This is a genomic window from Sulfitobacter sp. KMM 9851 (assembly GCF_057178245.1).
The window spans coordinates 3617670-3638766 of record NZ_CM169991.1 but is presented as its reverse complement, the minus strand read 5'-3'; the positions used below and the strand labels follow the sequence as shown (position 1 = coordinate 3638766).

Annotated in this window: 18 protein-coding genes, 1 tRNA gene, 1 pseudogene and 2 riboswitches; of the genes and pseudogenes, 12 read left to right on the top strand and 8 right to left on the bottom strand. The window is 59.7% G+C overall.

Going from position 1 to position 21097, the window contains the following annotated elements; genetic code table 11:
• The first annotated feature begins 81 nt into the window (after positions 1–81).
• Positions 82–1629 carry an alkaline phosphatase D family protein gene (locus AC1965_RS18010; protein WP_483885203.1) on the top strand — a complete coding sequence of 516 codons (1548 nt, stop codon included), beginning with the start codon at positions 82–84 and terminating at the stop codon, positions 1627–1629.
• A gap of 48 nt (positions 1630–1677) precedes the next feature.
• On the opposite strand, the gene AC1965_RS18005 is transcribed toward AC1965_RS18010, so the two are convergent.
• Positions 1678–2340 (bottom strand): helix-turn-helix transcriptional regulator, encoded by a 663-nt coding sequence (locus tag AC1965_RS18005; protein WP_483885202.1) that lies wholly within the window; start codon positions 2338–2340, stop codon positions 1678–1680.
• Between the two features lie 100 nt (positions 2341–2440).
• Between AC1965_RS18005 and AC1965_RS18000 the strand changes: the two genes are divergently transcribed.
• Positions 2441–3313 (top strand): DMT family transporter, encoded by an 873-nt coding sequence (locus AC1965_RS18000; protein WP_483885201.1) that lies wholly within the window; start codon positions 2441–2443, stop codon positions 3311–3313.
• Between the two features lie 180 nt (positions 3314–3493).
• Here the strand turns inward: AC1965_RS18000 and cobO are convergent, their stop codons facing one another.
• From cobO to AC1965_RS17980, 4 genes are all read right to left on the bottom strand, one after another.
• Positions 3494–4099 carry a cob(I)yrinic acid a,c-diamide adenosyltransferase gene (gene cobO / locus AC1965_RS17995; RefSeq protein ID WP_483885200.1) on the bottom strand — a complete coding sequence of 202 codons (606 nt, stop codon included), beginning with the start codon at positions 4097–4099 and terminating at the stop codon, positions 3494–3496.
• 115 nt (positions 4100–4214) lie between these two features.
• Positions 4215–5153, bottom strand: a complete 939-nt coding sequence (locus AC1965_RS17990; protein ID WP_483885199.1) for a DMT family transporter — start codon at positions 5151–5153, stop codon at positions 4215–4217.
• Positions 5154–5163: 10 nt separating this feature from the next.
• Positions 5164–6273, bottom strand: coding sequence for a chorismate synthase (gene aroC, locus AC1965_RS17985; protein ID WP_483885198.1), 1110 nt, complete (start codon positions 6271–6273; stop codon positions 5164–5166).
• 80 nt (positions 6274–6353) lie between these two features.
• Complete coding sequence (locus AC1965_RS17980) at positions 6354–7157, bottom strand: hypothetical protein (RefSeq protein ID WP_483885197.1); 804 nt, start codon at positions 7155–7157, stop codon at positions 6354–6356.
• A 120-nt stretch (positions 7158–7277) separates the two neighbouring features.
• A riboswitch (TPP riboswitch) is annotated at positions 7278–7379 on the top strand.
• 35 nt (positions 7380–7414) lie between these two features.
• Between AC1965_RS17980 and thiB the strand changes: the two genes are divergently transcribed.
• Genes thiB through AC1965_RS17965 form a run of 3 tightly spaced genes read left to right on the top strand, consistent with a single transcriptional unit; the run spans position 7415 to position 10603 of the window.
• Entirely contained in the window at positions 7415–8392 is a 978-nt protein-coding gene (thiB, locus tag AC1965_RS17975) for a thiamine ABC transporter substrate binding subunit (RefSeq protein ID WP_483885196.1), read from the top strand.
• On the top strand, positions 8368–9924 hold the full coding sequence (locus AC1965_RS17970; protein WP_483885195.1) for a thiamine/thiamine pyrophosphate ABC transporter permease ThiP: 1557 nt from the start codon (positions 8368–8370) through the stop codon (positions 9922–9924). Before thiB ends, AC1965_RS17970 begins: the two co-directional genes overlap by 25 nt.
• Positions 9911–10603, top strand: coding sequence for a thiamine ABC transporter ATP-binding protein (locus AC1965_RS17965; RefSeq protein WP_483885194.1), 693 nt, complete (start codon positions 9911–9913; stop codon positions 10601–10603). The genes AC1965_RS17970 and AC1965_RS17965 overlap by 14 nt, the downstream gene beginning before the upstream one ends.
• Here the strand turns inward: AC1965_RS17965 and AC1965_RS17960 are convergent.
• Complete coding sequence (locus tag AC1965_RS17960) at positions 10600–11082, bottom strand: 6,7-dimethyl-8-ribityllumazine synthase (RefSeq protein WP_483885193.1); 483 nt, start codon at positions 11080–11082, stop codon at positions 10600–10602. The genes AC1965_RS17965 and AC1965_RS17960 overlap by 4 nt on opposite strands.
• Positions 11083–11160: 78 nt before the next feature.
• Positions 11161–11302: riboswitch (FMN riboswitch) on the bottom strand.
• A gap of 64 nt (positions 11303–11366) precedes the next feature.
• Between AC1965_RS17960 and AC1965_RS17955 the strand changes: the two genes are divergently transcribed.
• The 5 genes and pseudogenes from AC1965_RS17955 to AC1965_RS17935 all read left to right on the top strand — a co-directional run.
• Positions 11367–11981 carry an FMN-binding negative transcriptional regulator gene (locus AC1965_RS17955; protein ID WP_483885192.1) on the top strand — a complete coding sequence of 205 codons (615 nt, stop codon included), beginning with the start codon at positions 11367–11369 and terminating at the stop codon, positions 11979–11981.
• Between the two features lie 62 nt (positions 11982–12043).
• Complete coding sequence (locus AC1965_RS17950; protein WP_483885191.1) at positions 12044–12655, top strand: glutathione S-transferase; 612 nt, start codon at positions 12044–12046, stop codon at positions 12653–12655.
• Positions 12656–12833: 178 nt separating this feature from the next.
• On the top strand, positions 12834–13394 hold the full coding sequence (petA, locus tag AC1965_RS17945; RefSeq protein WP_483885190.1) for a ubiquinol-cytochrome c reductase iron-sulfur subunit: 561 nt from the start codon (positions 12834–12836) through the stop codon (positions 13392–13394).
• 12 nt (positions 13395–13406) lie between these two features.
• Positions 13407–14750, top strand: a complete 1344-nt coding sequence (gene petB, locus AC1965_RS17940; RefSeq protein ID WP_483885189.1) for a cytochrome b — start codon at positions 13407–13409, stop codon at positions 14748–14750.
• Positions 14751–15232: 482 nt separating this feature from the next.
• Positions 15233–15940: pseudogene (locus tag AC1965_RS17935) on the top strand (cytochrome c1); the annotation flags it as partial.
• 83 nt (positions 15941–16023) lie between these two features.
• Here AC1965_RS17935 and mtaB read toward each other — a convergent pair.
• Entirely contained in the window at positions 16024–17277 is a 1254-nt protein-coding gene (gene mtaB / locus AC1965_RS17930; RefSeq protein WP_483885188.1) for a tRNA (N(6)-L-threonylcarbamoyladenosine(37)-C(2))-methylthiotransferase MtaB, read from the bottom strand.
• Complete coding sequence (dapF, locus tag AC1965_RS17925; RefSeq protein WP_483885187.1) at positions 17274–18107, bottom strand: diaminopimelate epimerase; 834 nt, start codon at positions 18105–18107, stop codon at positions 17274–17276. Before dapF ends, mtaB begins: the two co-directional genes overlap by 4 nt.
• 105 nt (positions 18108–18212) lie before the next feature.
• On the opposite strand from dapF, the gene AC1965_RS17920 reads away from it, so the two are divergent.
• Both AC1965_RS17920 and AC1965_RS17915 read left to right on the top strand, forming a co-directional pair.
• A tRNA-Lys gene (locus AC1965_RS17920) sits at positions 18213–18288 on the top strand.
• Between the two features lie 327 nt (positions 18289–18615).
• Positions 18616–21096 (top strand): glycosyltransferase, encoded by a 2481-nt coding sequence (locus AC1965_RS17915; RefSeq protein WP_483885186.1) that lies wholly within the window; start codon positions 18616–18618, stop codon positions 21094–21096.
• The last annotated feature ends 1 nt before the right edge of the window (position 21097 follow it).

The window sequence follows — 21097 nt, the reverse complement described above, 5'->3', positions numbered from 1 at the left end:
GTAACCTAGTTGTCGATCCCCTGTCACGCAGGCCCGTTCATTTGCGCCCATCGCAACCCGTCAGACAGGGAAACCCATCCAATGACAAAACTTATCCGCCCCACCCGCCGCGCCATGCTGGCAGGTTCCGCCGCATTTGCCGCTGGCCTTGCCATGCCCAGCCTCAGCCGCGCGTCATCTCGCCCGGTCTTTACCCACGGTGTGCAGTCGGGTGACGTGGATACAACATCCGGCATGATCTGGACACGCACAGACCGCCCGGCGCGGGTGCAGATGGAGGTTTCCACCACCGAAAGTTTTGCCAATGCGCGCCAGTTGGCCCCGATGAACGCCCTGCCGAACCACGATTTGGCGATCAAGCGACTGGTCGAAGGGCTGCCCTCTGACCAAGACATCTTTTACCGCTTCACCGCTGCTGATCTGAACGACATCAATGCCACGTCCGAGCCGATCATCGGCCAGTTCCGCACCGCCCCCACCGCGCGGCGCAACATCCGCTTTGCCTGGTCCGGCGATACCGCTGGCCAAGGCTGGGGCATCGACGACGACGGCATGCGCACCTACGCCACCATGGCCACGCACAAACCCGATTTCTTCCTGCACTCCGGCGATACCATCTATGCCGATGGCCCGCTTGAGGACGAAGTGCAGCTTGACGATGGCACCATGTGGAAAAACACCACGATCATCGACGAGAAACGCAAAGTGGCCGAAACCCTTGATGAATATCGCGGCCAGTGGAAATACAACATGATGGACGACCACGTGCGCGCCCTGAACGCCGTGGTACCCACCTTCATGCAGTGGGATGACCACGAGGTGGTGAACAACTGGTCCTCGTCCCGCAGCCTGATGGAAGACGACCGCTATAGCGAAAAATCCATCCACGTCCTCGCCGCCCGCGCGTCCCAAGCGTTTCACGAAATGACCCCCCTGCGCATCACCCCGTCCGAACCGGGCCGCGTCTACCGCAAGATCAACTACGGCCCGATGCTTGATGTGTTCTTCCTCGACCTGCGCAGCTATCGCGGTGCCAACAGCGAAAACCTGCAAACCGAAATGTCGCAGGCGACGCAGATCCTTGGCGACGAGCAAATGGCCTGGCTGAAACGCGAGCTGACCAATTCCAGCGCCACTTGGAAGGTCATCGCCTGCGACATGCCACTGGGCCTAGTCGTTGGTGGCGGGGCAGAGGCGGTCGGCAACGGCGACAACGGCCCCGCCAAGGGGCGCGAGCTGGAAATCGCGGGCCTGCTGCGCTTTATCAAAACCGCGCGCATCGACAATGTCGTCTGGTTCACCGCCGATGTGCACTATACCGCCGCGCATTACTACAACCCCGAAAAGGCGCAGTTTCAGGACTTTGATCCCTTCTGGGAATTTGTCTCTGGCCCGCTGCATGCCGGCACCTTTGGCCCCAACGATCTGGATGCGACGTTCGGGCCCGAGCTGAAGTTCGTCAAAGCGCCCGAGGCCGGGCAGGCCAACCTTCCGCCCTCAGCGGGGTTGCAGTTCTTTGGCCTTGTCGACATCGACGCGCAAACCCAGCAGATGAAAGTCCGCCTGATGGACCGCGCCGACACCGAGCTTTACACCGTCACGCTCGACCCGGTTGGGGCGGCGATCTGACGCGACTATTCTTGACCCCGGTTTTCACATCATTGGTGAAAGCCGGGGTCAAATCCCCGCCAAATGCCCCGCCGCCCAATCGCGCCGCAACCCCGCCCCGCGCTCGGCAAACCCCTCCGCCAGCACCTCAACCTCAATCACCCGATCCGCGCGAAAATGCCGGAAATCCTGCCGCAGCTCGCACCAGGCCGCCAAGACGACCGCGTCCGAGTAATAGATCACCGCCAGCGGCAACACGCGCCGCCACGTCACCACCCCGGCCGCATCGGCGTATTGCAACGCCAGCACCCGCTCGTCTCGAATGCTGCGCCTAAGCACGCTCATATCCACCCGCTCAGGCACCTCCGGCCCCCAGTTCGATGCAAACAACGTCGGCCCCACTTGCGTCGCCTCGGCCAGCTTGCGCGCCGCCCGCTGCGCCGCCTGCACCAGCCCGGTATCGCCGGTGCGCGCGATCATGCTCAACCCCACGGTCACCGCCTCCGCTTCCTCCACATCGAAATTCACCGGCGGCAGGTTATATCCGGGCCGCATGATGTACCCCACACCCGCCGCCCCCTCGATCGGCACCCGCATCCCCTGCAGGCTGGCAATGTCCCGGTAAACCGTGCGCTTGGTCACCTCTAGCGCTTCGGCAATCTGCGCCGCCGTGCAGGGTGCCGAGGCCGCGCGCAACATCTGAATAATCTCGAACATCCGGCTGGATCGCATGGCCATTTCCCCTTTCACACAACCTACCACAACCCTGCTGACAGATACATGTCAGCAGAGTGGCGCTACACTGCTCCTCAGGATCATCGGGGGCCCAAATATGCCAGACCACGCAAGCGCAACGCAGCTCACGGGCCGCTACTCCCTCGGCCTCTTGCTGGTCACCGGGGCGGCGGTGGCATGGTCCACCGCGGGCCTCTTCACCCGGATGATCGATACCGACACCGGCACCATGCTGTTCTGGCGTGGCATGTTCGGCGCGCTGGGCATATTTGCCGTGGCGCTGGCGCTGCACGGGCGGCAGGCTTGGCGCGATCTGGCGCATCTCGGCGCGCCCGGTTGGGGGTTCGCCGTCATTTCTGCCCTTGGCATGTTGTGTTTCATCACCGGCCTGCGCCTGACCACCGTGGCCCATGTCGCCATTGTCTATGCCACCGTGCCGCTGGTCGCCGCCGCCCTTGCATGGCTGCTGCTGTCCGAACGCCCCGCCCGCAGCGCGCTCTGCGCCAGCCTTGTGGCACTAGCTGGTGTTGTGGTGATGGTTGGCATGGGCGGGGATGGCAGCTTGCTGGGCGATCTGCTGGCCTTCGGCATGACCGTGGCGTTGGCCCTGATAATGGTAATCCTGCGCCGCTGGCAAAACATCCCGGTGCTGGCCGCCGCCGCAGTCTCGGCCCTGCTCAGCGGCCTCGCCGCACTCCCCTTTGCCCAAGGGCTGATGGTCACGCCCAGCGATCTGGCCCTGCTCGCCGCCTTCGGCCTGATCAACTCCGCCCTCGGCCTCGCGCTCTTCGCCCTCGGCGCGCGCATGCTGCCCGCCGTCGAAACCGCGCTGATCACCGCGCTGGATGCCCCATTGGCCCCGGTCTGGGTCTGGCTGGTGTTCGCGGAAACGCCCAGCACCCCCACCCTGCTTGGCGGCGCGGTGGTGCTGACGGCTGTGATGTGGCACCTGCGCCAACAGGCGCGTTAAGACTTAAGTAACAAACCCAGCGCGCGCCTTGTTAACCCCACCCTCCGGTGTCCGCCCGCTGTACAGGTGCTGTACGGGGCCTGTACAGGTTGTGCATCGCCCAAACCCCTGTTTTTCAGGCCGTTAACCTACGATTCGCCCGTTTCGGGCAATCCGACCACCGAACTTTGCGCGGGGGCGTTAAAAATCCACCCCGCGCTGCGCTTTGATCCCGGCCTTGAACGGATGTTTCACTTCCGTCATCTCGGTGACCAGATCGGCAAAGTCACAAATCTCCGGCTTGGCATCACGCCCCGTCAAAATCACCGCCGTGCGCTTGTCCCGCGCCTCAAGCCCCGCAATCACCTCGGCAATGCTCAAGTATTCATAGCGGATCGCGATGTTGATCTCGTCCAATACCACAAGGTCAAATTCGCCGCTGGCCATCATCTCGCAGGCCTTGGCGAACGCCGCCTGCGCCGCCGCAATATCGCGTTCCTTGTCTTGGGTATCCCAAGTGAACCCTTCCCCCATCGTGTGCCACTTCACACCGCCGGTCTGTTCAAAAAACAACCGCTCGCCGGTCTTCCACTTGCCCTTGATGAACTGCACCACACCAACACTTTGCTTCCACCCCAAAGCGCGGATCACAACCCCGAAGGCACTGGAGGACTTGCCTTTTCCCGCCCCAGTATGCACCAGAACCAGACCCTTTTCAGGGTCCTGCAACTCGGCCACTTTGGCGCGCTGCTCGGCCTGACGGGCCTGCATTTTGGCTTTGTGCGGGTCTGAATTCGCGTCACTCATGGCTCTCTCCTCGGTCCGGGTTCGTGGCACCATAAGCACCCCCTCTTGCGGGCGAAACCCCACATCTGCGACGCACCCCGCTTCGGCGGGTCGGAGCGGGCCAGCGCATCAGCGCTTACGCCTTGGGGTCCGTCACAGACCGCGCCTTGCCACGCTCGACGCCCAGTTGGCGTTCACGCCAGATCACCAGCACTCCGGCGGCAATAACCAGTAAGGCCCCGCTGAGCATGACAAAGGTCGGCAACTCGGCAAAGAAAATATAGCCGATTACGATGGCAAATATCATCGACGTATAATCATAGGGCGCCAGCATCGACGCCGATCCAAAGCGATAGGCCGACGTAATAAATATCTGCGCAACACCACCGATAAACCCGGCAAGTACCAAAAGCGAAAGAGTCCTCGCGTCAGGCACCACCCAGCCAAACGGCAGGGTCAACAACGCCAGCAACGATGCCGTTACCGAGAAGTAAAACACGATCGCAGCAGTGTCTTCGTGCTGCACCAATTGCCGGATGTGTATCTGCACCAGACTGCGCAACATGGTCGCAATCACAATAAGCAAAGCGCCTATGGTCGCCGTCTGCTCCATCGTGCCGATGTTGCTGAATCGCGGCCACAGGATAATCATCACGCCCAGCAGCCCCACTGCCACCGCGATCACCCGGTAAAACCTGATCTTTTCCCCGAGTAAAACCGCTGCCAGAATGACCGTGAAGATGGGTGTGGCAAAACCGATTGCGGTGACTTCAGGCAAGGGCAGCAGGCCCAGCCCGGTGAATGTCAGCCCCATCGCGGTGGTGCCGAACAATCCGCGCCAAACGTGACCCATCGGGTTGCGGGTTTTCAGCCCCACCGACAGCTTGCCGCGCTGCGCCAGCCAGATCAGGATCACGGGAATGGCAAAGAACGACCGGAAAAACACCGCCTGACCAGACGGCACATCATCGGCAATGGCCTTGATGATGGCAGACATGAAGGTGAACAGTAAAATCGCCATGATCTTTAGCGCGATACCCAGCGCCGGGCGGGCAGAAAAATCGTCGACCTTCATGGCAGGTGCCTCACGCCTGTGGCCCGATCCGTCCACGGTTGGTGCCGATCTGGCCGCGGTGCAGCAGCAGGTGATCCAGGATGACACAAGCCATCATCGCCTCACCCACCGGGACGGCGCGGATGCCGACGCAAGGGTCGTGTCGGCCCTTGGTGATGATCTCGGTCTCTTCGCCCTGTTTGGTGATGGTGCGCCGCGTGGTCAGGATGCTTGATGTCGGCTTGACCGCGAAACGCACCACAACATCCTGCCCGGTGCTGATCCCGCCCAGAATACCGCCCGCGTGGTTCGAGGAGTATTGCGGACCATCCGGCCCCATGAATATCTCGTCTGCGTTCAACTCACCTGTCAGCATTGCCGCCGACATGCCTTCGCCGATTTCGACACCCTTGACGGCGTTTATACTCATCATTGCGGCGGCCAGATCGGTGTCTAGCTTGCCATAGACCGGCGCACCCAACCCGGCAGGCACGCCGCGCGCGACCACTTCGATTACCGCGCCCACGCTGCTACCCGACTTGCGCAGCCCGTCCAGATATTCGGCCCAGTCGACAGCCGCCCCGGCATCGGGCACCCAGAACGGGTTTTGTTCGATCTGATCCCAGTCGAACGCCTCACGGTCGATCTTGTGCGGGCCCATCTGCGCCATGTAGCCGGTAATATCCACATTTGGCGCCAAGAGCTTGATCGCCTCGCGGGCCAGACCCCCGGCGGCAACCCGTGCTGCCGTTTCGCGCGCCGACGACCGTCCGCCACCACGGTAGTCCCGGATGCCGTATTTCTGGAAATAGGTGATGTCGGCATGGCCGGGGCGGAACTTGTCCTTGATATCCCCGTAATCTTTGGACCGCTGATCGGTGTTCTCGATCATCAACTGCACCGGCGTGCCGGTGGTCACCCCTTCAAAGGTGCCCGACAGAATGCGTACCTCATCCGCCTCGCGCCGCTGGGTGGTGTATTTGTTCTGCCCCGGTTTTCGCTTGTCCAGCCACTGCTGGATCATGGCCTCGTTAATCGGCACGCCGGGCGGGCAGCCGTCAATGGTCGCACCCAACGCGGGCCCGTGGCTTTCACCCCAGGTGGTGACCCGATACAAATGACCAAAGCTGTTCAGGCTCATGCGCGTTCTCCCAGTTCAAGGAACGGCATAAAGCGATGCCCCGCGCTTGCCAAGGGCGGCAGGGCGCGGGGCAATAGATATCAGTAATCCAAGCTGGTGAAGAGGTTGCGAGCGCCGCGAAAGGCTGTGGGCTTTGCCGCCCAGCCGCCCAATGGAATACTAACCGTCAAGGCGACTTGGTGCGCATAGGCGCGATTTGAGAGTGCCGATGAAAAGCGACTCAGTTCGCCAGTCAGGTATATTGGTTGTCCTGCGGCAGCTGATAGGCTGCCGATGTCATAGGTCAGGCCCAGTCTGAAGGCGTCAACTTCAACTTTTGACCCATAATTGTAATAGTAATCACGCTGGGCCTCGAAAAAGACATGGGCGTTATCAGACAGGTCGTGACCCAGATTCAGGCCAGCACTGTGCCAGTTGTCATATCCTCCAACCGCTCCGCGCAACTTTGCATTCCGCCCCGCGAAGGCGTTGTATGTGAACGTGCTGATAGTCCCGCGCACTTCGATGCCGCGAGACACATTACTGTCGTCAACGCCGCCGAACAAGCTGGCCGAAGTGTCATTGTAATGGCCATAAACACCGACTGCAAAGGCATCCGAGAGCTGGTAAAGCAAACGCAAGCCGGTTGTTTTGGCTTCAGATGAAGTTTGGGGGCCAAATTTCTGATTGGTGTAAGCCAGAAACACTTCCCCCAGCACATCATCGTAGGAAAACGCGGTAGTTGATGACACTCTATGCGTGTTTCTTTTTCGGTCCCGGAAATCGTCATGCTCATGCGCATAGGTCAAAGAAACGATAGTTCCGCCATATTCAAAACCTTGCGCGGATGCCGATGTGCCCAGTGTCAGTGCCGTTATGGCCGCCGTAACAATGCCTGATCTCATGAGTATGCCTTATGGAAAATTTAATACTTTCACGAGCCTACGTGAAACTGAGTTAACAACACATGCTCAGGTTTTAATATTGAGTATCTGTTGCGCGTCGGGATCACCTGTACTACGTCTGGGTTTACCTCGGGGGGCCGCAAGGCTGAGATACGCATGATGCGTGGACCCGTTGAACCTGAACCGGTTAACACCGGCGGAGGGAAGGTCTGGACATCCATCCAACACTTTTCTGACGCCGCATAATGGAGGATGCCATGAAGTATCTTACACTTGCAGCGGGCCTGATGGGCGCCTCGGCGGCAATTGCCGAGACGCCAGAACTGACGGTCTATACCTACGACAGTTTTGTGTCTGAATGGGGACCAGGCCCGGCTATCGAGGCGCAGTTTGAACAGGTCTGCGAGTGCGATCTGAAATTTGTCGGCATGGGCGACGGTGCGGCCTTGCTGGCCCGGCTCAAGCTGGAAGGCAACCGGTCTGACGCGGATATCGTGCTGGGGTTGGACACCAGCCTGATTGCCACAGCCAAACAAACCGGCCTGTTTGCGCCCAGTAACACCAGCGCCGAATTCAACCTGCCAATCAGCTGGGACGACGATATCTTTGTGCCCTACGACTGGGGCTATTTCGCTTTTGTCCACAATGCCGATCTGACCGCACCTGCAAATTTCAAAGCGCTGGCGGAAAGTGATCTGAAAATCGTGATTCAGGACCCGCGTTCCTCGACCCCCGGTCTGGGGCTGCTGATGTGGGTCAAGGCGGCCTATGGTGACGATGCGCCTGCCATCTGGGAGGGGCTGGCAGACAACGTCGTGACGGTGACCAAAGGCTGGTCCGAGGCGTATGGGCTGTTCCTTGAGGGCGAGGCAGACATGGTGCTGAGCTATACCACCTCGCCGGCCTATCATCTGATCGCGGAAGACGACGACAGCAAGGCGGCAGCGCTCTTTGACGAAGGTCATTACATGCAGATCGAAGTCGCGGGAAAATTGGCAGCTTCGGATCAGCCTGATCTTGCCGATCAGTTCCTGTCTTTTCTGGTGTCCGACGCGGCGCAATCGGTGCTGCCCACGACCAACTGGATGTATCCCGCCGTGACGCCCCAAGGGGGTTTGCCCGCAGGGTTTGACGGCATGATCATTCCGGGCAAGGCGCTGCTGTTGCCCAGCGATGATATTCCCACATTGCGCGATAAGGCTCTGGAAGAATGGCTGACCGCCCTGTCTCAATAGCTTGTGAAGCAGGGGTGACCGCGGCGGCGCTTGTCGCCGTGCTCATCCTGTCAGCGTTATTCGCGGTGTTCTCCGGCGCCGAAGTGGGCAGCGGATTGGGGGCAGCCGACTGGGCGGCGATCCGGTTTACTGCCTATCAGGCAATGCTGTCGGCGCTGATTTCGGTCGTTCTGGCGGTGCCGGTAGCCCGGGCGCTGGCGCGGCGACGCTTTGTCGGGCGCGGGGCGTTGATCACGCTGCTCGGTGCGCCGTTCATTCTGCCAGTGATCGTCGCGGTTATCGGCGTGCTTACGATCTTTGGCCGCTCGGGCGTTTTGAACCAATTGGGCGCCATGCTGGGTCTGCCCAGCCTGTCGATCTACGGGCTTCAGGGTGTGGTGCTGGCGCATGTGTTCTTTAACCTGCCGCTGGCCACGCGGCTGCTGCTGCAAGGCTGGCAAAGCATCCCGGCAGAGCGGTTTCGTCTTGCAGGTCAATTGCAACTGACGCCGCGTGCGGTGTTTTTGGCGCTGGAGTGGCCGATGCTGCGGCAAGTGCTGCCGGGCGTTGCTGCGCTTATCTTTGTGATCTGCCTGACGAGTTTTGCGGTGGCGCTGACGCTGGGGGGCGGGCCCCGCGCAACGACGGTTGAACTGGCGATCTATCAGGCGTTCCGATTTGATTTCGACCTTGGGCGGGCGGCCTTGCTGTCTCTCGTGCAATTGTTGCTGGCGGGCACCGCCGCGGTGCTGGCGCTGTGGTTGATCCCGGCCATTTCATTGGGTGGCGGGCTTGACCGCGCAATCCGGCGTTGGGATGCACGCGACGGTGGGCAACGCCTGCTGGATATCGCCGTCATCACACTGGCCGCGCTGTTTCTATTGCTGCCGATGGTGGCGGTCGTGCTGCGCGGAGTGGTCGGGTTGCCGCAGTTGCCGCTGTCGATCTGGCAGGCCACGGTGAACACGCTGCTGGTTGCAGGGCTAAGCGTGCTGGTGCTGGCCGCGCTGGCCCTGCCGATGGCCGGATGGATCGCCAGTCGCCAGCGTGGCGGCGTCGAGGCGATCGGCCTGCTGGGCCTTGCCGCCTCGCCGTTGATGATCGGTACGGGCTGGTTCATCTTGCTAAACCCGGTGTTGGATCCAGCCCTGCTGAGCCTGCCTGCCACGGCTTTGGTCAATGCGCTGATGGCACTGCCGTTTGTGCTGCGTATCCTCGTGCCCCGGCTGCGCGACACGTTGAGCGATTACGGGCGACTGACGCAGATGCTGCACCTGACGGGCTGGCCGCTCTGGCGTTGGGTGATCTTGCCACGCATGCGGATGCAATTAGGCTTTGCTGCCGGGCTTACGGGGGCAATGTCGGTTGGTGATCTGGGCGTGATTGCGCTGTTTGCCGATCAAGATCGCGCGACGTTGCCCTTGCAAATGTACCGCCTGATGGGCGCCTACCGGATGGAGGCCGCGGCAGGGGCGGCACTGATCCTGCTTGTACTGGCGATGGCGGTTTTTTTTGTCTGTGATAAATGGGGACGCTGGTATGCTGACGCTTGAGAACGTGCGCATCGTGCAGGGCGATTTCGCCATGAGCGCGAATATGAAGATGGAAGCGGGGCGAAAATACGCCGTGATCGGTCCCTCGGGGTCGGGCAAATCGACGCTGTTGGGCGCGATCTGCGGCTTTGTCCCTGTGCAGTCGGGGCGGGTGACTTGGCAAGGTTTGGACATCACGGACCACGCGCCTGGGCAGCGCGCCATGACAATGCTGTTTCAGGACAACAACCTGTTCCCGCATCTGACGGTGACGCAGAACGTAGCACTGGGGCTTCGCCCTGATCTGCGCATGAACGCCGACACTCTGTTTCGCGTTGACGCCGCGCTGGAACGTGTCGGTCTGTCGGATCATGGCAGCAAGCGCCCCGGCGCATTGTCCGGTGGGCAGCAAAGCCGTGCGGCATTGGCGCGGGTTCTAGTGCAGGCGCGGCCGTTGTTGTTGCTGGATGAACCCTTTGCCGCGCTTGGCCCGGCACTGCGCAATGAAATGCTGGATCTGGTGCAGGATCTGGTGGCCGAAACCGACGCGACACTGATCATGGTCACCCATGCACCAGGCGACGTGCAGCGCATTGCAGATGCGGCGATCTTTGTCGCCGATGGCATCGCCCATGCGCCGAAACCGGCGGCAGAGCTGTTGGACAACCCGCCACCGGCCTTGCGCGCCTATTTGGGCTAGGCGGCGGAAATTTTTGAAATTTCCGCACCGTTTTCTTTTAAAGAAAACGCATCCAACGCCTCAGTGATGCTTAACGCGGCCTGTGCCGCCTCGCGGCCTTTGGTGATGAAATGGTCACGGTAGATGGCGTTATGGTGGTCCGTTTCCTGATAGTGGTGCGGGGTCAGTGACACCGACAACACCGGCAGATCATGGTCCAACCCGACGCGCATCAACCCGTCCACCACGGTACGCGCGACAAAATCATGCCGGTATATCCCGCCGTCCACCACAAAGGCGGCGCAGACGATCGCATTATAGCGCCCGGTTTTCGCCAGTTGCTGTGCCATGAGGGGCATCTCGAAAGCGCCCGGCACGTCGAATACATCGACCTGCGAGGTGTCGATGACGTCGGTAAACCCGTCTAGTGACCGGTCAACAATATCCGCATGCCAGCGTGCGCGCACAAAGGCAAAGCGGGTGGAACTATCTTGTGTCATTTGAGATCTCCTTCAGGTCCAGACACGTCCACCCAAGGCGATCACGATCACAGGTGCAGGCCAGCAGCCCGCCTGTTTTCGCATTCTCTTTCATCCGGACTATGACCGTCGGCTCTGGAGTTACACCAGATCTGCTGACACCCCGTTTGGGGCCGCTCGCGGGCTTGCGGATGGACCGCTTACCGCCGGTGGGGAATTGCACCCCGCCCTGAGAATCCACATAAGTTGCCAAGTTGTGCTTTTCCCTGCAATACCGAAACGACCTTCGTCAGAGGATTTTCGCCATGCACCCGAACCCGATTTACCACACTGCCGAAGCCACGCAAAACCTTGCCTCAGCCCGCGAAACCGCCTTTGGGGTTTTGGCGGTGAACGGCGGCGATGGGCCACTGATGTCGCATGTGCCCTTTATTCTGAATGACAGCGGCGATGTGGCAGAGTTGCATCTGGTGCGCTCAAACCCTATCGCGCGGGCGCTGAAAACGGCGCAGGCCGTGCGGATCGCCGTTACCGGTGCAGACAGCTATGTGTCGCCCGATTGGTACGGGATCGACGATCAGGTCCCGACATGGAACTACGTGGCCGTCCATCTGACCGGCACGCTGGAACTGCGCCCTTCCGTAGAGCTGCCAGATCTTTTGGCGCGGCAATCTGCGGTCTACGAGTCGCGCCTGGCCCCCAAGACCCCTTGGACCCTCAACAAGATGACGCCCCAGGCCCGCGACAAGATGCTGCGCATGATTGTACCTTGCCGGATGCAGATTACCGGCGTCGATGGCACGTGGAAGCTGGGCCAGAACAAAGCCGATGCGGTGCGTCTGGCAGCGGCAGACAATATGCAGGCCTATGGTTTTGGCACAGAACCCGGAGTTCTGGCAGCGCTGATGCGCGGTGCGTAATCGTCATTGCGTCCTGAACTGTGCCAAGGAATAGTGCCCCGCAACAACAAGGGACATTTGCCATGAAACTCTTTTACTCCCCGACCTCGCCCTATGTGCGCAAGGTCATGGTGCTGCTGCATGTCACCGGTCAGCTGGATGATGTAACGCTTGAACCCACGTCTGGGACGCCGCTGGCCCCGGCTGCCGGGTTTCGGTCAAAAAACCCACTCAGCAAGGTGCCCGCACTTGAGCGCCCCGATGGCCCCACGTTGTACGACAGCCGCGTGATCTGCGCCTATCTCGATGATCGCGCTGGGGGCAATCTGTACCCAAGCGGCGCGGGCAAGTGGGACACTTTGACGCTGGAGGCGACGGCAGACGGGATTTTGGATGCCGCGCTGCTGATGACTTACGAGGCGCGCTTGCGGCCCGAGGAATTGCAGATGTCAGATTGGGTCGAAGGACAGTGGGGCAAGATCGCCGCCACCTGTAGCGCGCTGAATACGCGCTGGATGAGTCATCTTGCCGGCCCGCTGGATATGGGCCAAATCGCGATTGCCTGCGCTTTGGGATATGTAGATTTTCGTCATGGGGCGCGCGACTGGCGCAAGGGTAACGATGCGCTGGCAAAATGGTTTGACGCGTTTGATTCGCGCCCCGAGATGGTAAAAACGGCCCCGCCACAGGGTTGATATTGCCACATTAGCGGTATTTTTGCCCCTTAACGGCGACCATCTTTCCGATTGCGCGCCTTTGACATCTGGACGGGCGCGGCCTGTGTCGGTAGATACCGCTTTGAAGTCAGGTGGCATTCCTTGTGCCGCCCCTATGTCTGATGGCCCCAAATGGCCAAGAAATTGGAGTAAACCCGTGTCCCAAGCAGAAGAACACGCAGGCACCCGGAGGGATTTCCTGTATTATGCCACAGCTGGTACAGGTGCTGTCGCCGTTGGTGCTGCCGTCTGGCCTTTGGTCAACCAGATGAACCCCTCTGCCGATGTTAAGGCGCTGTCGTCCATTCGCGTGGATGTTTCAGGTGTGGATGTCGGGACACAGTTGACCGTCAAATGGTTGGGCAAGCCGGTGTTCATTCGCCGCCGTTCCGAAGACGAAATCGCGCAGGCGCGCGAAGTCGAGGTAAGCAACCTGCCAGACCCGGAAGCCAACAATGGCAACCTGTCCGGCAGCGTTCCGGCCACCGATGAAAACCGCAGCCTCGACGAAGCTGGTGAATGGTTGGTCCAGATGGGTGTTTGTACGCACCTTGGCTGTGTGCCACTGGGTGACGCTGGCGATTTTGGCGGCTGGTTCTGCCCCTGCCACGGGTCGCACTACGATACATCCGGTCGCATCCGCAAAGGGCCAGCACCGCGCAATCTGCCGGTTCCTGTCGCCGAATTCGTGGATGAAACCACGATCAAACTGGGTTAAGGGAGCAGATACATGGCTGGAATTCCTCACGACCATTACGAGCCGAAAACCAAAGGCGAAAAGTGGCTATCAAGCCGCCTTAACGTTGTTGGCCTGCTCTATGATACATTGATGATCCCGACACCGAAGAACCTGAACTGGATGTGGATCTGGGGCATCGTTCTTACGTTCTGTCTGGCGTTGCAAATCATCACCGGCATCGTCCTGGTGATGCACTATACACCACATGTCGACATGGCGTTTGCGTCGGTCGAACACATCATGCGTGACGTGAATGGTGGTTATATGCTGCGCTATCTACACATGAACGGCGCGTCGCTGTTCTTTGTAGCGGTCTATGCCCACATCTTCCGCGGTCTCTACTACGGGTCCTACAAGGCCCCGCGTGAGATCACGTGGATCATCGGCATGTTGATCTACCTGCTGATGATGGCTACCGGCTTTATGGGGTACGTACTGCCATGGGGGCAGATGTCCTTCTGGGGTGCAACCGTGATCACCGGCCTCTTTGGCGCGATTCCGTTCATCGGGGAAAGCCTGCAAACCTTCCTTCTGGGCGGGCCTGCTGTTGATAACGCCACGCTGAACCGTTTCTTCAGCCTGCACTACCTGCTGCCCTTCGTGATTGCTGGTCTGGTGATCGTACACATCTGGGCCTTCCACACCACGGGCAACAACAACCCAACCGGTGTTGAGGTGCGTCGCGGTTCCAAGGAAGAAGCCAAGAAAGACACGCTGCCCTTCTGGCCCTACTTCGTGATCAAGGATCTGTTCGCCTTGGCGGTCATTCTGACGATCTTCTTTGCCATCGTTGGCTTCATGCCGAACTATCTCGGCCACCCCGATAACTATATCGAGGCGAACCCGCTCAGCACCCCTGCACACATCGTGCCGGAATGGTACTTCTTGCCCTTCTACGCCATCCTCCGGGCCTTTACGTCCGAGGTATGGGTGGTGCAGATCGCGTCCTTCGTGACCGGTGGCATCATCGACGCCAAGTTCTTTGGCGTGCTGGCGATGTTTGGAGCGATTGCCGTGATGGCGCTGGTGCCTTGGTTGGATACCTCTTCTGTACGTTCGGGCCGCTATCGTCCGATGTTCAAGTGGTGGTTTGCCCTGCTGGTGATCGACTTCTTCGCGCTGATGTGGCTGGGGGCAATGCCCGCAGAGGAACCCTACGCGACCTTCTCGCTGATCGCTTCGGCCTATTGGTTCGCCTACTTCCTAATCATCCTGCCGCTTCTGGGTGTGATCGAAAAGCCGCTGCCGCAGCCAGAAACCATCGAGGCCGACTTTGACGCGCATTATGCGCCCAAGGTGGGCGGCACTAAGACGCTTGTGAACCCGGCGGAATAAGGAACATGACAATGTTAAAAACAAACCTTCTTTCTGCTGCGGTCACGCTGGGGCTTATTCTGCCCGGGTCGATGGTTCTGGCGCAGGCAACTGCAACCGACGAATTGGTGCAGACACCAACGGTTACGGACGAACAACAGGCGGTCGATGATCAGGCAGTCACTGGCGCCGAGGCACCGGCAACGGATGCCCCTGCGGCATCCGAAGCCCCAGTAGCCGAGGCTGAAGCAGAAGTGACCGAAGAAGCCCCAGCCGCTGAAGAAGCGGCTGAGGCCACCGAAGAAGAGCCCGCGGCAGAAGAGCCCGCAGAAGCAACAGAGGAAGCGGAAACCGCCGAGCCTGAAGCCGAAGCCGCCGAGACTGAAGAAGCTGAAGCCGACGCACACGACGAAGCCGCCGAGGACGAGCATGCCACCGAAGAAGGTGATCATGCAGCCACGGCAGACGGCGACGATCACGCCGGCGATGCCCACGCGACCCCGCATATCGAGAACATCGACTTCTCTTTCGACGGGCCGTTTGGTGCCTATGATGTGAACCAGCTTCAGCGCGGTCTGCAAATCTACACCGAGGTCTGTTCGGCCTGTCACGGTCTGCAATATGTCGCCCTGCGCACGCTGGGTGACGAAGGCGGCCCGCATCTGCCAGAAGATCAAGTGATCGAATACGCCAAAGGCTTTGACGTATTCGACGCGGATTTGGACGACACACGTCCCGCAACGCCGGTGGATCACTTCCCCGGTTCCGGCCTGCCCAACGCGCCTGACCTGTCGCTGATGGCGAAAAAGCGGGCGGCGTTCCACGGGCCTTATGGTCTGGGTATCAACCAGTTTATGAAAGGTATCGGCGGGCCGGAATATATCACCGCTTTGCTGACCGGCTACACTGGTGAGGAAAAGGAGCAGGCGGGCACGGTTCTGTATGAAAATACCGTCTTCCCTGGTGGCTGGATCTCAATGGCACCCCCGTTGGCGGACGAGCAGGTGGAATTTGTCGATGGCCATGCCAATGACCTGCACCACATGTCCGAAGATGTATCTGCCTTCCTGATGTGGACAGCCGAGCCCAAGCTGGGCGCGCGAAAGCAGGCTGGTTTTGCCGGTGTGCTGCTGCTGACACTTCTGTCGGTCCTTTTGTACCTGACCAATAAAAAGCTTTGGGCCCCTGTGAAGTATCGCAAGGAAAGCTGATCCACCGGATCACGCCCACGACAAAAACAAAAACCCCCGCAGCCAGCCTGCGGGGGTTTTGCGTTATCCGGTTAGGGACAGGTTCAGGCGGTAAGCTGCTGCCCTGAAATGCCTGTAATCTCCGCAGTCACGATCTGGCCTTCCGCCTGCGCGGCCTCAAAGGTCACTTCAGTAAACTGCGCCGTGCGCCCCATATGTGGGTTTTCCATCAGAATGTGATGCGTCACGCCTACTTGCTGCGTGAGATGGCGGTCGACTTGTGCGGCCCCTGCTGCGCGCAATCGCGCGGCGCGCTCCTTGATGGCGGCGCCGTTCACGGCAGGCATCCGGGCCGCAGGGGTGCCGGGGCGCGCGGAATAGGGAAACACATGCAGCCAGGTGAGGTCGCATTCACGCACCAGCGCCAGCGAGTTTTCGAACATTGCCTCGGTCTCTGTCGGGAAACCTGCGATGATATCCGCACCAAAGGTCATGTCTGGCCGTAGTGCGCGCGCTTCCTGGGCAAAGAGAATCGCATCATCGCGCAGGTGGCGGCGTTTCATGCGTTTCAGGATCATGTCGTCGCCGTGCTGTAGCGACAGATGCAAATGTGGCATCAGTCGCGATTCGGTTGCGATGGCTTGCATCAGGTTCTCATCCACCTCAATCGAATCAATAGATGATATCCTCAAGCGCGGTAAATCCGGGACCAGCCGCAGAATACGCATCACCAGATCGCCCAAGCGTGGCGTCGCGGGCAGATCGGCCCCCCAAGAGGTCAGGTCGACCCCGGTCAGCACGACCTCGTTAAAGCCCTTGTCGACCAACCGCTTGATCTGGTCCACAACCACACCGGCCGGCACAGACCGCGAATTGCCCCGGCCATAGGGAATGATGCAGAAGGTACAGCGGTGGTCACAACCGTTCTGCACCTGCACATAGGCGCGGGACCGGGTGCCAAACCCGTCGATCAAATGTCCGGCGGTTTCGGTCACTGACATGATGTCATCGACCTGCAGGGATTCGGTTTTGCCAATAAAATCAGCGGCTAGGCCCTGCCATGTGGCCCCCACCATCTTTTCGGTGTTGCCGATCACGGCATCGACCTCTGGCATGGCGGCAAAGGTTTCGGGTTCGGTCTGGGCCGCGCAGCCGGTGACGATCAGCCGGGCGTCGGGATGTGCCTTGCGCAACTTGCGAATGTCCTGCCGCGCCTTGCGAACGGCCTCGGCGGTGACGGCGCAGGTGTTTACGACAACCGCGTTTTCCAGGCCTGCCTGTTGGGCAAGATCCTTCATCGCCTCGGTTTCATAGGCGTTGAGCCGACACCCCATAGTGCTGAAAACTGGGGCGTTCATTTGAGGCTGGCCAGAAATTCAGGTGTCAGGATGCCGCTGAACACATGCATGCTTGGCCCCGTCATCCAGACGCCATCATCGCGCCAGTCAATGTGCAGCGTGCCGCCATCCAGATCAATACGCACAGCGCGCCCTGAAAGGCCCCTGCGGGCTGCAGCAACCGCAGTGGCGCAAGAGGACGAGCCGGAGGCCAAGGTGACGCCCACGCCCCGCTCCCAGACCCGCATCCGAATATGGTCGGGGCCGATGATATGGGCCACCTGCACATTTGTCCGCTCGGGGAACAGTGGGTCATGTTCGGCCTTTGGGCCGAGTATAGAAAGGTCCACCGCGTCGGCATCGTCTACGAAAAATGTGCAATGCGGATTTCCCATACCGGTGGCGACGGGATCGCCTTGGATTGGAAGGTGCAGCGTGTCCATCTCGCGCGCCAGCGGTACGTCGTGCCAATCCAGTTGCGGCTGGCCCATGTTGACCGATGTCATCCCATTTCCCGAATCGCGCGCGGCCAGATCACCGCGCGGCGTGGTCAACTGCACAGAATCACCTCCGGATTCGTCCATCAAATACCGCGCAATACAGCGTGTCGCATTACCGCAGGCCGCGGATTCGCTGCCGTCAACGTTGAAAAACGTCAGATGTGCATCGCCTGTACCGTTGGAAATCACCGCAAGCTGATCAAATCCCACACCAAATTGCCGATGGCCGATCGCCTGAGCCATGGACGGGGTGACAGGCATGGCCCGCGCGCGCGCATCGAGCACGACAAAGTCGTTGCCAAGCCCGTGCATCTTCATAAAGGGCAAACCGGAGGTAATATCGCTACACATTTGGCGCATATAACCGTGCAAGGTGAACTTATCCAGCATGTCGCACGAATTTCGTACGTTAAGGGCTTGACCCTGTTGGCGCAGGTTTCTAGTAAGCCGCCTAGTGGGCCTGTAGCTCAGTTGGTAGAGCAACTGACTTTTAATCAGTAGGTCTCCGGTTCGAACCCGGACGGGCTCACCACTTTTACCCAATGTCAAAGTGGCACAGACGATACCCTAATTGGGTAGCGATATGTGTCATGCTGCTGACACAGCAGTGATTAATAAATGGCATCGCGCGGGTACGCCGCTGTCTCAGACCTGTGCCCGGCCTGTTGGCGTACAACTGCCATAATTGCGCTGAGCGGGGTGCGCGGCATAGACACAAGGTTTTGCAGGGACTAAATCATCTGTTGAGATTTATCTGGCACAGACGCTTTAGATCGATTGCTCGAACTTATCATGGGGGCACCTAGTGCTGGCGCGGCTCATACAACTATTTAAGCGCTATGCAATTCAGCATGGCACCTTGGAAAAACGGGGATTTGATCTGATAGACACCGAAGGCGAGGTCTTCGGGTTTCTTGACCGTATCAGTCTGCGCCATGGTCGTTTGGTTGTCGAAGGCTGGGTCCACGGTGAAATGGTTGGTCTGATCTGCGGCGACGAGCGTCGTCAGAAGTCGCCCTTCCTTTTTCGGGAAGATGTGCCGCGGCGACGCAATGGCGCTACCTATGCCACCCCCGGTTTCGTGCTGGATCTGCCAATGAACTTGGGCCGGAAACATTTTTGGGCCCGCCACAACGGCAGTCAATACGTCTATGCCCTGCCTGATTTTAACCGGCGTGACCTATCCGTCATGCGCCGTCGGCTTGCCGCGCCATTTATCCGTGACGGGCTGCGTGCCCTGCCTGCTGCGTTTGCGTGGTTCACGCGCCGTGATCCCGCAGCGCGCGCGCGGGTCAAATCGATTATGGGTTTCAACGAAGGGATCAAAGCGCAGTTGCTGCGCAGCGATCTTTTTTTGGATACAGCGCCGGGGGCGACTGTCGTGCCGGTCAAAACAGATACGGCGATCACCATAATTCTGCCTGTCTATAATGCCTTTGATCTTCTTCAAGAAGTGCTTCAGCGGGTACTGGACAACACTGATCTGCCCTATCGGTTGATTATCGTTGAAGATGCGTCGCCGGATGACCGCGTGCGCCCGTTTCTACAGCAGTGGCATGCCGACCTGCCTGCTGATGTCGTCGACTATGTGCAGATCATCGAAAATGAGGTCAATCAGGGGTTTATTCGTTCGGTTAATCGCGCTTTCGAGGCCGCGCTGCCCCATGGTGATCACGTTGTTTTGCTAAATTCAGATGCATTTGTACCCGCAGGCTGGGCCAGTCGGCTGATTGCGCCCATGCTGAGCCATCAAAATGTGGCAAGTGTCACACCCATGTCAAACGATGCTGAGATTTTCAATGTTCCCACCATGGGCAAGCCGAGCGATCTGACCCCAGGGCAGGCTGACGCGCTGGATAATGTGGCCCAGCGGCTGAACCCCGACGCGACCTTCGCGGACGCGCCGACAGGGGTTGGGTTTTGCATGGCGATGAACATCAAATATGTCACCCTCGAACCGCAATTCGATACCATTTTTGGCCGGGGTTACGGCGAGGAGGTGGATTGGTGTCGCCGGGTGACCCAGCGCCATGGCGGGAGGCATCTGGGCCATGCGGGGATGTTCGTCGAACACCGTGGGGGAAGCTCGTTCGGAAGCACGGAAAAACTGAAGCTTGTGCTGGCAAACAACCAGATCATTGCTGACCGCTATCAGGGCTATGACCAGTTGGTGCAGGATTTCATTCAGCACGATCCGCTCAGTTCGCCGCGTCTGGCCTTGGGGCTGGCCTGGGCAGGGATGCGCGCCGAAACGGCAGTGCCGGTCTATCTTGCGCATGACATGGGGGGCGGCGCGGAACACTACTTGCAGCGCCGTATCTCTGACGATCTAAGCGAAAATGATAATGCCGCCGCCGTTATACTGCGCGTCGGTGGTGCGTTGGCCTGGCAAATCGAGCTTTACAGTCAGGGTGGCAGCGTGCTGCGCGGCGAAACCGATGACATTGATCTGGTTAAACAGATGCTGGATCTCTTGCCAGCGCGGCGGATGGTCTACTCCTGTGCAGTCGGCGCGCGTGAACCGCTTGCCGTGCCGGCGTTGTTGACGGAAATGGCAGATGGCGCCGCGCACGAGCTGGAAGTTCTATTTCACGACTTCCTGCCGCTTAGCCCTTCTTACACGCTGCTGGACGAAGACGGCGTTTATCGCGGCGTTCCCAAGGCCGAAGCGCCGCATGGCCGCGCGCACCAGATCACGACTGCGGCCGGGCAACATTTGACATTGTCGGACTGGCGCGCGGCCTGGGGTGAGATGATGCAGAGCGCCGACCACATCACAGTGTTCTCAGGTGACAGTGCCGACATCGTGGCAGAGGCATATCCGCAGACTTCCACTCGAATCCGCATTCGACCGCATGAAATTCTACACCCTGTACCCACCGTGTCGCCCGGCCAAGCCGCCGACGATGTGCCGGTGATCGGCATATTGGGAAATATCGGCCTGCAAAAGGGAGCGTCCCTTTTACAAGATCTGAGCAGGCAGTTGGCCAAGAGCAAGCGTGCCCGGCTTGTCGTTATCGGTAATATCGATCCAACCTATACGCTGGCGGAACCGGCGCGGGTGCATGGCAGCTACGTTTTGGAGGATATACCTGGGCTGGTGGCGCGTTACGGCATCAGTCAGTGGCTGATCCCTTCAATCTGGCCTGAAACATTTTCCTACGCCACTCACGAGGCGATAGCGACGGGCCTGCCCGTCTGGAGTTTTGATCTTGGGGCACAGGGACAAAGCGTTGCGGCGGTAGCCGAAGCGCGCGGTCAGGGTGGCACGATTCCGCTGGCCGCGGTACGCGATGATGTCACAAAGTTGCTTGAATTTATGCTGCCAAACGCCCAATAGG